This is a genomic window from uncultured Bradyrhizobium sp., assembly GCF_936943645.1.
GTDB lineage: Bacteria > Pseudomonadota > Alphaproteobacteria > Rhizobiales > Xanthobacteraceae > Bradyrhizobium.
This window is the reverse complement of sequence record NZ_CAKZJO010000015.1, coordinates 20,770-33,261: the sequence shown is the minus strand read 5'-3', so window position 1 is coordinate 33,261 and position 12,492 is coordinate 20,770. Positions and strand designations below refer to the sequence as shown.

Below are 12,492 nucleotides of genomic sequence, written 5' to 3'. Positions count from 1 at the left end.
TGGATACGCGGATTGGCAGCCGTCGCAAAACTACTCCCTGGGGTAATGGGTCCCTGCGTTCGCAGGGACGACATCGAATTCGTCGCGTGAGCATCGCTCCCATGACATCGCTGCGGTTGACCGCATGGGCTGCAGCTTGCAGGTTGGTCTCATCCTTCCCATCCCACCTCTCAACCCCACCCCATGCTCACCGTCGCCAGCCTCTGGATTCCCTTCACCATCGTCGCTGCGCTCGGCCAGGTCGCGCGCAATGCGATGCAGCGGTCGCTGACGAAGCCGCTGGGGACCTGGGGGGCGACCAATATCCGCTTCCTGTTCGGCTTTCCGTTCTCGCTGCTGTTCCTGGGCGGGGTGATGGTCGCGACCGGCGATCACATTGGCATGCCGCCGACCGTGTTCTGGCCGTGGCTGCTGCTGGGTGCGCTCAGCCAGATCGTCGCGACCGGGCTGATGCTGCTCGCGATGAACGATCGTTCCTTCGTGGTGACGACGGCTTACCTGAAGACCGAGGCGATCCAGACTGCGATCTTCGGCTTCATCTTCCTCGGCGATCACCTCAACTGGCTGAAGGTGCTGGCGATCGTGATCGCGACCATCGGCGTCGTCATCACCGCGCTGCGGCCGGGCGGCGAGAAGAGTTTTGCCGAGCTGAAGCCGACCATCACCGGCCTCGTCGCGGCCGCGGCCTTCGCGCTGTCGGCGGTCGGCTTTCGCGGGGCGATCATCAACGTATCAGGCGTCTCCTTCGTGACCGCGGCCTCGTTCACGCTGGTGCTCGGCCTGTTCGTGCAGACGCTGATCCTGACGGTCTACCTGCTCTGGCGCGCGCCGGACGTGCTCCGGGGAATTCTCGGCCTGTGGCGGCCGTCGATGCTGGCGGGCTTCACCGGCGCCTTCGCCTCGCAGTTCTGGTTCCTGGCGTTCGCGCTGACCGCCGCCGCCAATGTCCGCACGCTCGCGCTGATCGAGGTGCTGTTCGCGCAAGCCGTGGCGTACTACTCGTTCAAGCAGCCGATCGCGCCGCGCGAAATTCTTGGCATTGCGCTGATCGTGGTCGGCGTGGCGGTGCTGGTGGGGGCTTAGTTCCGGTCTTCCGGCAGCGTCGGCAGGGGCGAGACTTCGATGCCCTCGTCGATCAGCGACTTCGCCTCTTCCGGGGAGGCCTCGCCGTAGATCGGGCGGTGCTCCTTGTCGCCGTAATGCATCGCGCGGGCTTCGTTGGCGAAGCGCTCGCCGACATTGTCGGCGTTCTTGACGATGTGGTCGCGCAATTCCTTCAGCTTGGTGCGCAGCTCTTTCTCCTGCGCCATCAGCAGCGAGGTCGGGCCTGACGGCGCAGGCTCGGGTGCGGCGGTGGTCGTGGTCGTCTCCGGTGGCGGCGCCGCGCGCCCGCGACCCTTCTTGCCGACGATGCGCGGGGCCATGATCGCCTTGTCGACCTTGGCGGAGCCGCAGATCGGGCACGTCACGAGCTTGCGCTTGACCTGCGAATCATAGGCCGACGAGTTCTGGAACCAGCTTTCGAAATCGTGGTCCCGGTCGCAGCGGAGCGCGTAGCGGATCATGCCGATCCCCGCACGAGATGCAGATGATCCGGCCCCGCCTTGGGATCGGACACGCCGAAGCGGCGGCCGTGCTGCAGCGAGGGGATGGCGCCGCGCGCGGTCTCGACCTTGGCCGGATCAATCCTGGCCATGATGATGCCGGGCTCGACGTCGCCCTCGGCGAGAATCTCGCCCCAGGGATCGATGATCAGCGAATGACCATAGGTCTCGCGCTTGTTCTCGTGGGTGCCGGCCTGCGCCGCCGCGAACACGAAGCAGCCGGTCTCGATCGCGCGTGCGCGCAGCAGCACATGCCAATGCGCTTCGCCGGTCTTGCGCGTGAAGGCCGAGGGCACGGTGATGAAGTAGGCGCCGCTCTCGGCAAGGGCACGGTACAGCGCCGGGAAGCGCACGTCGTAGCAGATCGTCAGGCCCACCCGGCCCCAGGGCAGGTCGGAGATCACGGCGGTCTCGCCCGGCTGGTAATTGGCGGATTCGCGATAGCTCTCGCCGTCCGGCAGTTCGATGTCGAACATGTGGATCTTGTCGTAGCTCGCGAGCACATTGCCCTCGGGCCCGATCAGGAAGGAGCGGTTGACCGCCTTCTCGGCTGAGAAGCGCAGCGCCAGCGAGCCGACATGAAGGTGGATCTTCAGCTCCGCCGCGAGCGCGCGATAGGCCTTCAGCGAGCTGTCGTCCTCTTCGCTCTGCAGATGCTCGAACAATGCCTTGCGGTTCAGCTGCATCATGTTGCTGACCTCGGGCGTCTGCACGTAGTCGGCGCCGTTGGCTGCCGCCTGACGGATCAGCTTCGTGGCCTGCGCGAGGCTCGGCCCCGGCATCAAGCCGGTGCGCATCTGCACCATGGCGGCGGTGAACGTGCGGTCTCGAGTTTGATCTTGGCTCATGACACTGCCTTCACGCTTTCGAGCATGCCGTCGAGCTTGCCCTCGCGGTCGAGCGCATAGAGGTCGTCGCAGCCGCCGACATGGGTGCCGCCGATCCAGATCTGCGGGAAGGTCGAGCCCTCGCCGGCACGATCATACATCTCGGCCCGCCATGACGGGTTCTTGGCGACGTCGAATTCCGTGAAGGCCGCCTTCTTGCGGGTCAGCAGCGACTTGGCGGCGGAGCAATAGCCGCAGCCTGGCCTGGTGTAGATCTCGACAGCAGCGGTCATCTCGTCTGGCGCTTTCGTGTCATGAATTCATTGAATTATATGGGACTTTACCTGATCTCGACAACCCGGGCGAAGACCAGCACGTCGACCTGGGCGGCCTTGGCGCGTAACAGCGCCCGCGCACAGGCATCCAGCGTCGCGCCCGAGGTCAGGACATCGTCGATCAGGACAATCCGGCGGCCCTGAACCTCGGCCTGACGGTCGGGGGATACCTGGAATGCGCCCTGCACATTGGTAGCACGCTGGGCCCGCGACAGGCCGATCTGCTGCTCGGTGGCGCGGACCCGGCGCAGCACCTCGGGCCGCGCCCGGACGCCGCTCTGCCGCTCGATCACGCGCGCCAGCGCCCCGGACTGGTTGTAACGGCGCCGCCAGGCCCGCCGCCAATGCAAGGGAACAGGCACCAGCATATCGGCCCCGGCCAGCAGCTCGCCGCCCGCCCGCGCCATCCAGCGGCCCATGGCGGGCGCCAGATCGGTGCGGTCCTGATATTTCAGCGCGTGCACCAGCGTCCGGGCGATGTCGTCGTACCGTACCGCGGCGCGGGCGCGCATGTAAGCCGGCGGGCTCGCGATCGCCTCCATCGACAGCATGTCGGGGCCGGGGTCATAGACGAAGGGAATGCCGAGCCGCGGGCAATAAGGCCGCTCGATGAACGACAGCCGCGCCCAGCACGAGGCGCAAACACCCTCACCATCGACCGGCTCGCGGCAGGACACGCACAGCGTCGGCAGCGCGATGTCGAGCGCGAGCCGTGCGGCCCGCGACAGCACGTGGCGGCCAGCCGTCCACGCGGCACGTAGCGGTGCGGCGATGGAGCGGGTGGAGGCAGTGTCGGCTTCCATGAGGGGGAGGCTAGCGGTCCGAGCTTCCGGGCTCAAGCGACTCTCTCGTGCCCCGGACGCAGCGCAGCGCCCCCGGCGATGCGAAGCATCGTCCGGCGCGGTGCGCTGCAGAGCCGGGGCCCATCTCTCGGCATCGTGCGGTGTTGCTTTCTGGGTCCCGGCTCTGCGCAGCAGCGTTGCACGCTGCAGCTCGTCCGGGACACGAGAGAGGAGATTGCAATGACCCGCATGATCGGCGTAACCAGCGGCATGGCTCAGCCCTCGCAAACCCCGCCCGCTTTGTTCGATCGCGCCTTGCTGCATGCGCGGCAGCGGCGCGCGGGGACGCAGGGCGGGGTGACGTTCCTGCTCGACCGTGTCGCCGAGGACATGACCGACCGGCTGGCGGCGGTGATGCGGGAGTTTCATGCGCCGGTTGATCTCTGGACGCCCGGTGAGGGGCTCGCCGGCTTGCGCGCGCGGCTCCCCTCCATCGAACGGATCTCGCTCGACGCGGCCGGCGCAGAAAAGCTGTCCTTCGCACCCGAAAGTCTCGACCTCGTCGTCTCTGCGCTGGCGCTGCAATTCGTCAACGACTTGCCGGGCGTGCTCGCGCAAATCCGCCGTGCGCTGAAGCCGGACGGATTGTTGCTCGCCGCGATGATCGGCGGCGACAGCCTGACCGAGCTGCGGCAGGCCTTCGCGGCGGCGGAAGCCGAATGCGAGGGCGGCGTGTCGCCGCGCGTCGCGCCGTTCGCCGATTTGCGCGACATTGGCGCGCTGTTGCAGCGGGCCGGTTTCGCGCTGCCGGTGACCGACGTCGACCGCGTCGTGGTGCGCTATGGCAACGCGTTCGCCCTGATGCAGGATCTCCGCCGCATGGGCGCCGCCAATGTGCTGATCGAACGCCGCCGCACGCCGAGCCGGCGCGCGACGCTGCTGCGCATGGCCGAAATCTATGCCGAGCGCTTTGCCGATGCCGACGGCCGCATCCGCGCGACGTTCGACATCATCTGGCTCTCCGGCTGGGCCCCGCATGCGAGCCAGCAGCAGCCGCTGAAGCCGGGATCGGCGAAGGCGAGTCTCGCGGAGGCGGTGAAGAGGGCGGGGAAGGAGTGAGGCGTTCTCTGGGCGATTGGCCGAGATCGTTGCGAGAGTTCAGTGTCGTCCCGGACAAGCGTAGTCCTGGCAACGCGCAGCGTTGTCCAGAGCGGAGCGCCGATCCGGGACCCATAGCCACAGGACGTCGTTTGGCGAGGACTCGGAGTTGTCATCTCGCGCTATAGCGTAATCCTGTGTTTATGGGTCCCGGATCTGCGCGCGCTTGGGGCGCGCTTGTCCGGGACGACGCTAGAGATTGAGGCGCGGTTCGCGCCAACTCACATCAGCAGATCGATCAAATGCGGGATCAGCGGAATGTCCGCGGGCGGCATCGGGTAGTCGCGCAGCTTGTTGGCGCGGACCCAGGCCAGGGTCTGGCCTTCGCGCGGCGCGACCTGCCCTTCCCAGCGCCGGCAGATGTAGAGCGGCATCAACAGATGGAAGGTCTCGTAGGCGTGGCTCGCAAAGGTCAGCGGCGCGAGACACGGCTCGGCGACGGTGATGCCGAGCTCCTCGTTGAGCTCGCGGATCAGGCTCTGCTCCGGCCGCTCGCCCGGCTCGAGTTTTCCGCCGGGAAATTCCCAGAGGCCTGCCAGCGTCTTGCCCTCGGGGCGCTGCGCGATCAGGACGCGCTTGTCGGCATCGACGAGCGCGCAGGCCACCACCAGTGTCAATTTGAGATCGGCCATAGGTCCCTGTCATCAACTCAAGATCGTTCGCAATGGTTTGTTAACCCCGTTGCGGCTCCACCGTTTTCGCGGTTTGCATAAGTCATATTTAATCAACGGTTCCTAGAGTGGAAACATATTTAAACCATTCCAGGCCAGTCCATGCGCGTCGTGCTTTGCACCACCATCCGCCGGTTCGCCCGCGACCGGCGCGGCAATATCGCGGTGATTTTCGCGCTCGCCTGCGTTCCCCTGATCACGGTGGTTGGCTGCGCCGTCGATTACTCCCGCGCGACGCAGGTTCGGGCCAAGCTTCAGGCCGCAGCCGACGCGGCCAGCGTCGGTGCGGTCGCCAAGGCCTCGCCGGGATTTGCGGCCGCGGGCACGATGACCTCGGATGGCTCGATTGCGGTCGGCGTCACCGACGCCAAGAACATCTTCAATGCCAACGTCGCCAACCTGACCGGCTACACGCTCAACAGCGTCACGCCGGCGGTGGTCAAGAGCGGCTCGACGGTCACTTCGACCGTTGCGTTCAGCGCCAGCATCAACACCATGTTCCTCGGCGTGATCGGCAAGACGGCGCTGACCATGACCGGCACGTCGACGGCGACGGCCAGCATGCCTCTCTATGTCGACTTCTATCTCCTGCTGGACAATTCGCCGTCGATGGGCGTGGCGGCGACGCCGGCCGACGTGACCAAGATGGTCAACAACACGTCGGACAAATGCGCCTTCGCATGCCACGACTACAACGACTCGAACAACTACTATAATCTCGCCAAGACGCTCGGCGTCACGACGCGAATCGACGTCTTGCGCAGTGCGACCCAGTCGCTGATGGACACCGCCGCGGCCAGCGAGACCTATTCGAACCAGTTCCGCATGGCGATCTACGATTTCGGCGCATCCTCGAAGACCATTGGCCTGCGCGCCCTGTTCTCACTGTCTGCGAGCCTGTCGAGTGCCAAGACGGCGGCGGGCGGCATCGACCTGATGGGCGTTTACGGCAACAACGATTCCTACACCGCCGACAAGGACACGCAGTTCAGCACGGTCTTTCCGGCCATCAACTCCGCAATCACCGCGCCGGGTGCCGGCACGTCGTCTGCGCCCCTGAAATATCTGTTTTTCGTCTCTGACGGCGTCGCCGACGAATACAACACCGGTTGCTCCAAGCCGCTCGTGAGCGGCGGACGCTGCCAATCGCCGATCGACGTCTCGCTCTGCACGACCATCAAGAATCGCGGCATCAAGATCGCGGTGCTCTACACCACCTATCTGCAGTTGCCGACCAACTCCTGGTACATGACCTACATCGACCCCTTCAACAAGGGCCCGTTCGGTCCGTCGCCAAACAGCGAGATCGCCGACAACATGCAGAGCTGCGCCTCGCCGGGACTGTATTTCGAGGTGAGCCCGACCCAGGGCATATCGGATGCGATGAACGCGCTGTTCCGGAAAGCGGTCGCGGACGCCCGGATTTCGGGGTGATCTTGTTCACCTCTCCCCGCAAGAACGGAGCGAGGGAGAAGACTCAAGACCTGTAGTCCCCGTTGATCGCCACATATTCCTTGGTGAGGTCGCAGGTCAGCACGCGGTCGCGGCCCTTGCCGAGGCCGAGCGAGACCAGAATCGCAATCTCCGGCGCCTTCATCGCTTCCGACACCTGCGCCTCGTCATAGGACGGATCGCGCGCGCCGCTCTTGGCGACGCGGATGCCGTTGAAGGAGATCGAGAGCTTGTCGCGATCGGCCGGCTCGCCGGCCTTGCCGACCGCCATCACCACGCGGCCCCAATTGGCGTCCTCGCCGGCGATCGCGGTCTTCACCAGCGGCGAGTTGGCGATCGACATCGCGATCTTGCGGGCGGAGGCCTTGGTCTTGGCGCCCTCGACCGTGATCTCGACCAGTTTTCGCGCGCCTTCACCGTCGCGGGCGACCTGTTCCGAAAGATTGGCGAGGATCTGGTTGAACGCCTTGACGAAGGCCTTCAGGCGCGGATCGCTGGCGCGGCTGATCTTGGGCGCGCCATGCTTGGCGGCAGCCCCGGTGGCGAAGGCCAGCAGCGTGTCGGAGGTCGAGGTGTCGCCGTCGATCGTGACCGCGTTGAACGTGTCCTCGACACCGGCCTTGAGCAGCGCCTGCAGCGCTGCGGGCGCGATCGGTGCGTCGGTGAAGATGAAGGACAGCATCGTCGCCATGTCGGGCGCGATCATGCCGGCGCCCTTGGCCATGCCATTGATGGTGACCTTGGCCTTGCCGAGCTTGACGGTCGCGGTCGCGACCTTCGGGAAGGTATCGGTGGTCATGATCGCCTTGGCCGCGGCGAGATAGTCGCCTGCTTCCGCGGTCTCGGCGAGGCGGCCCAGAACGCCGTCGAACTTGGTCGCATCCAGCGGCTCGCCGATCACGCCGGTCGAGGCCAGGAAGATCTCGCTTTCGCTGCAGCCGACTGCCTTGGCCGCGATCTTGGCGGTCAGCGCGGTCGAGGCGCGGCCGGTCTTGCCGGTGAAGGCATTGGCGTTCCCGGAATTGACGACGAGCGCGCGCGCCAATCCCTTTTTAGAAGATCCGCCGCCCTTCAGCTTGGCGCGGCACCATTCGACCGGTGCGGAGGGGCATTTGGACTTGGTGAAGACTCCGGCAACCGTCGTGCCCTTGTCCATCACCGCCAGCAGCACGTCGGTGCGGTTCTTGTAGCGGATGCCGGCCTCGGCCGTCGCAAGGCGGATGCCCGCGATTACAGGCATGTCAGGAACGTTCTTGGGGGCGAGGGGGGAGACGGAGGAGGACATCGCGGGGTGCCTTGATCAGGTCTGGATATGCAGATGGCCGGACCATCAAGTGGCCCGGCCATTGCGACGTTAGATACTATTGGCGTCCGCGAAGTGACAGCGAATTCTTACTTCTTGGCGGGCGGAGCCATCTTGCTGTCGGACGGCTTGGCCGCGTCGGCTGGCTTGGCATCCTTCGATGCGTCGGCCGCCGGCTGGTCCATCCGCTCGACCTTGGCCTCGGCACGCAGCTTGGCGACGTACTCGGCCTGGGCCTTGCGGGTGACATAGCTTTCGATCTGGGTCTTGACCTGCTCGAAATCCGGCGCCTTGCGGTTGCGCTTTTCCTCGACCTTGATGATGTGCCAGCCGAACTGCGACTTCACGGGGTCGGAGATCTTGCCCGGCTCCAGCGAGAAGGCCACCGCCGAGAATTCCGGCACCATCTGCTCCTTGGTGAAGAAGCCGAGATCGCCGCCGTCGGCCGAGCCGGGATCCTTGGACTTCTTCTTGGCGAGCTCGGCGAAATCGCCGCCCTTGTCGAGCTCGGCCTTGACCGCCTTGGCCTCGTCCTCGGTCTCGACCAGAATGTGGCGGGCGCGCACCTCCTGCTCGCCGGTGATCTGCTTGGAGGCCTCCTCATAGACCTTCTTCATGGCGTCCGGGGTGGTGGCGGCCTTGCCCTCGCCCGCGAGCAGGCTGTCCATCAGAAGCCGGTTGCGGGCGAATGCCAGGCGCTTCTTGAACTCCTCGCTGTCGGCGACCTTCTTGTCCTCGGCAGCCTTGCTGACGATCTTCATGTCGATCAGGAAGGACAGGACGTTCTCGTCCTTGGTTGCCGGGTCCATCTGGGCGAGGCTCGGTCCGAGCTCCTCCTCGGCCATGGCAACGTCGCTCTTCTTGATTTCAGCGCCATTGACCTTCGCCAGGACCGGATCGTCGGCGGCCCGGAGCGGGCCCGCAAACGCCAGGGACAGCGCCAGAGCGAGCCCGCCAGCCAGGGCGGACGCATGGCGGAAACGCTGGCCGGTGGATACCGGGAACGAGGTGGTCATGGAAAATCCTTTTGTTGAAGCAGGGGGCTGCTCGAGCGCGGCGGACACTCGCCCAATTCAGGGGGCCTTGGCAACGCGAAAAGTCTGTCAAAATGATGAATTAGCCGCAATGCGCCCGCCGTTGACAAGGCCCTGACCGGGCCATATCTCTGCCCGGTCGCGACCATGGCGATGGCGTTTATTTTGCTGCGTTTTTGGCCGTTGAACCCAGACTTGCCCAATTCCCACCCATATGGCGGACGACCCCGCGGTCCGGGCCGAAGGCGCCATCAGGCGTCACGGTGAGTTGATAGGCAGGCGGGTGACAACTTCTTGGCTGCAACGCGGTTAATTCGCGAACACAGGAACTAGGCATGATCGGCGCGCTCGCCCGCAAGTTTTTCGGCTCCGCCAACGACCGGCGGGTGAAGGGATACCAGTCCCGCGTCAACGCGATCAACGCGCTGGAGGCGGAGGTCTCGAAGCTCTCCGACGAGGCGCTCAAGGCCCGTACCGCCGAGTTCAAGAAGCAGCTTGCCGAGGGCAAGACGCTCGACGACCTGCTGGTGCCCGCCTTCGCCACCGTGCGCGAGGCCGCCAAGCGCACCCTCGGCCAGCGCCATTTCGACGTCCAGCTGATCGGCGGCATCGTGCTGCACGAGGGCGACATCGCCGAGATGAAGACCGGTGAAGGCAAGACGCTGGTCGCCACCCTCGCGGTCTATCTCAACGCGCTCGCCGGCAAGGGCGTCCACGTCGTCACCGTCAACGACTACCTCGCCCGCCGCGACTCCGGCTGGATGGGCCAGATCTACAGCTTCCTCGGCCTGACCACCGGGGTGATCGTCCACGGCCTCGACGATGCCGAGCGCAAGGCGGCCTATGCCTGCGACATCACCTACGGCACCAACAACGAATACGGCTTCGACTATCTGCGCGACAACATGAAGTACCGGCTCGAGGACATGGTCCAGCGGCCGCACTTCTACGCCATCGTCGACGAAGTCGACTCCATCCTGATCGACGAAGCGCGCACGCCGCTGATCATCTCCGGTCCGCTCGACGACCGTTCCGATTTCTACAACACCATCGATTCGTTCCTGCCCAAGCTCGATAAGACCGACTACGAGGTCGACGAGAAGCAGCGCACGGTGACGCTCACCGAAGCTGGCATGGAGAAGATCGAGGGGCTGCTGCGCGATGCCGGCCAGCTCAAGGGCGAGTCGCTCTACGACGTCGAGAACGTCTCCGTCGTGCACCACATCAATCAGGCCTTGCGCGCCCACACGCTGTTCACCCGCGACAAGGATTACATCGTCCGTGACGACGAGGTCGTCATCATCGACGAGTTCACCGGCCGCATGATGCAGGGCCGCCGCTATTCCGAAGGCCTGCACCAGGCGCTGGAGGCGAAGGAGCACGTTACGGTCCAGCCCGAGAACCAGACGCTGGCCTCGATCACCTTCCAGAACTACTTCCGCATGTACGAGAAGCTGGCCGGCATGACCGGCACGGCGCTGACGGAAGCCGACGAGCTGTTCGACATCTACAAGCTCGAGGTCGTGGAGATCCCGACCAATCTGTCGATCGCGCGCCTCGACGAGGACGACGAGGTCTACCGCACCCAGAACGAGAAATACGCCGCGATCCTCGCCGAGATCGAGCGTGCCAATGCGCGGTTGCAGCCGGTCCTGGTCGGCACCGCCTCGATCGAGAAGTCGGAAGTGATCGCCGAATACCTCAAGAAGCACGGCTATCGGCAGATCGATTTCGGCAACGAGAATTCGATGCAGAAGCTGTACGCGGCCGCCCGCGCCGGCAAGCCGGCGAAACTGTTCGCGGTGCTGAACGCACGCTTCCACGAGCAGGAAGCCTATATCGTCGCGGAGGCCGGCGTTCCCGGCGCGATCACGATCGCCACCAACATGGCCGGCCGCGGCACCGACATCAAGCTCGGCGGCTCGCTCGAGATGCGCATCCAGCAGGAGGCCGCAGGGATCGAGGACGAGGCCGAGAAGGCGAAGAAGATCGAGCAGATCAAGGCCGACATCGAGCACTTCCGCGACATCGTGCTGAAGGCCGAGGAAGAGGTCGAGATCGAGCCGGCGAAGGGCAGCAAGCCCGCCAAGACCGTGAAGAAGCCCGGCGGCCTCTACATCATGGGCTCCGAGCGCCACGAATCGCGCCGCATCGACAACCAGCTGCGCGGCCGCTCCGGCCGTCAGGGTGACCCCGGCCGCTCCAAGTTCTTCCTGTCGCTGGAAGACGACCTGATGCGCATCTTCGGATCGGACCGTCTCGACAGCATGCTGCAGCGTCTCGGCCTGCAGGAGGGCGAGGCCATCATCCATCCCTGGATCAACAAGGCGCTCGAGAAGGCGCAGCAGAAGGTCGAGGCGCGCAACTTCGACATCCGCAAGAACCTGCTCAAATTCGACAACGTCCAGAACGACCAGCGCAAGGTGATCTTCGACCAGCGCGTCGACCTGATGAAGGACGAGAGCGTCGCCGAGACCGTCGCCGACATGCGTCACGCCTTCATCGACGACCTCGTCGCCAAGCACGTGCCCGAGCATGCCTATGCCGAGCAGTGGGACGTCGCGGGCCTGAAGGAAGAGCTCAAGCGCGTGCTCGATCTCGACCTTCCGGTCGAGGACTGGGCCAAGGAAGAGGGCATCGCCGACGAGGAGCTGCTCACCCGCATCGAGACCAAGGCCGACGAGCACATGGCGGCCAAGGTCGCGCAATGGGGTCCCGACGTGATGCGTTACGTCGAGAAGACCATCCTCTTGCAGACGCTCGACCATCTCTGGCGCGAGCATCTGATCATGCTCGACCATCTGCGCCAGGTCATCGGCCTGCGCGGCTATGGCCAGCGCGATCCCTTGCAGGAGTACAAGACCGAGGCCTTCAATCTCTTCCAGGAGATGAGCGCGCATCTGCGCGAGGCCGTCACCGCGCAGCTGATGCGCGTCGAGATCGTGCCGCCGGAGCAGGAAGCTCCCGTGCTGCCGCAAATGGAAGCGCACAAGTTCGATCCGAACACCGGCGAGGACGAAATGGCCGTTGCCAACGTCTCGCTCGGTGCGCAGGCCTCCGACGCGGCGCTGCGCGATCCGAAGAATCCGGCGAGCTGGGGTAAGGTCGGCCGCAACGAGGACTGCCCCTGCGGCTCGGGCAAGAAGTACAAGCACTGCCACGGGCGGTATGCGTAAGGGCTGAATGCGTTTGTGAGGCGCGACCTGAGCGCCTCACATTCCGCCGTCGTCGCCGGGCCAGTGCGTAAATTGCGCACTAGGCGGGGGCTGACACTGAGTGTGTGGCGCGCAGCAATTTCCACACCGTCGTCCCTGCGAACGCAGGGA

The 12,492-nt window shown here is 65.2% G+C and carries 11 protein-coding genes; 4 read left to right on the top strand and 7 right to left on the bottom strand.

What is annotated here, in order from left to right; genetic code table 11:
• The first annotated feature begins 183 nt into the window (after window positions 1–183).
• Window positions 184–1,083, top strand: a complete 900-nt coding sequence (locus tag Q0743_RS01930) for an EamA family transporter (RefSeq protein WP_298239906.1) — start codon at window positions 184–186, stop codon at window positions 1,081–1,083.
• On the opposite strand, the gene Q0743_RS01925 is transcribed toward Q0743_RS01930, so the two are convergent.
• From Q0743_RS01925 to Q0743_RS01910, 4 genes are read right to left on the bottom strand one after another with little or no spacing between them, the layout of a single operon-like run.
• On the bottom strand, window positions 1,080–1,565 hold the full coding sequence (locus Q0743_RS01925; RefSeq protein ID WP_298239905.1) for a DUF1178 family protein: 486 nt from the start codon (window positions 1,563–1,565) through the stop codon (window positions 1,080–1,082). The genes Q0743_RS01930 and Q0743_RS01925 overlap by 4 nt on opposite strands.
• A complete protein-coding gene (locus Q0743_RS01920; RefSeq protein WP_298239904.1) occupies window positions 1,562–2,452 on the bottom strand; it encodes a carbon-nitrogen hydrolase family protein in 891 nt (296 codons plus the stop codon). The genes Q0743_RS01925 and Q0743_RS01920 overlap by 4 nt, the downstream gene beginning before the upstream one ends.
• Window positions 2,449–2,724, bottom strand: a complete 276-nt coding sequence (gene grxC, locus Q0743_RS01915) for a glutaredoxin 3 (protein WP_247529113.1) — start codon at window positions 2,722–2,724, stop codon at window positions 2,449–2,451. The genes Q0743_RS01920 and grxC overlap by 4 nt, the downstream gene beginning before the upstream one ends.
• Before the next feature lie 47 nt (window positions 2,725–2,771).
• Complete coding sequence (locus tag Q0743_RS01910; protein WP_298239903.1) at window positions 2,772–3,569, bottom strand: ComF family protein; 798 nt, start codon at window positions 3,567–3,569, stop codon at window positions 2,772–2,774.
• 228 nt (window positions 3,570–3,797) lie between these two features.
• On the opposite strand from Q0743_RS01910, the gene Q0743_RS01905 reads away from it, so the two are divergent.
• On the top strand, window positions 3,798–4,667 hold the full coding sequence (locus Q0743_RS01905) for a methyltransferase domain-containing protein (protein ID WP_298239925.1): 870 nt from the start codon (window positions 3,798–3,800) through the stop codon (window positions 4,665–4,667).
• Between the two features lie 260 nt (window positions 4,668–4,927).
• Here Q0743_RS01905 and mutT read toward each other — a convergent pair whose 3' ends face one another.
• The gene (gene mutT, locus Q0743_RS01900) at window positions 4,928–5,338 is read right to left on the bottom strand and encodes an 8-oxo-dGTP diphosphatase MutT (protein WP_298239902.1); all 411 of its coding nucleotides are present in this window, start codon (window positions 5,336–5,338) and stop codon (window positions 4,928–4,930) included.
• A 141-nt stretch (window positions 5,339–5,479) separates the two neighbouring features.
• Between mutT and Q0743_RS01895 the strand changes: the two genes are divergently transcribed.
• A complete protein-coding gene (locus Q0743_RS01895) occupies window positions 5,480–6,811 on the top strand; it encodes a TadE/TadG family type IV pilus assembly protein (RefSeq protein ID WP_298239901.1) in 1,332 nt (443 codons plus the stop codon).
• A gap of 43 nt (window positions 6,812–6,854) precedes the next feature.
• On the opposite strand, the gene argJ is transcribed toward Q0743_RS01895, so the two are convergent.
• Complete coding sequence (gene argJ / locus Q0743_RS01890; protein WP_298239900.1) at window positions 6,855–8,114, bottom strand: bifunctional glutamate N-acetyltransferase/amino-acid acetyltransferase ArgJ; 1,260 nt, start codon at window positions 8,112–8,114, stop codon at window positions 6,855–6,857.
• Between the two features lie 107 nt (window positions 8,115–8,221).
• A complete protein-coding gene (locus Q0743_RS01885; protein WP_298239899.1) occupies window positions 8,222–9,148 on the bottom strand; it encodes a peptidylprolyl isomerase in 927 nt (308 codons plus the stop codon).
• Between the two features lie 353 nt (window positions 9,149–9,501).
• Between Q0743_RS01885 and secA the strand changes: the two genes are divergently transcribed.
• A complete protein-coding gene (secA, locus tag Q0743_RS01880; protein WP_298239898.1) occupies window positions 9,502–12,342 on the top strand; it encodes a preprotein translocase subunit SecA in 2,841 nt (946 codons plus the stop codon).
• Window positions 12,343–12,492 lie beyond the last annotated feature (150 nt).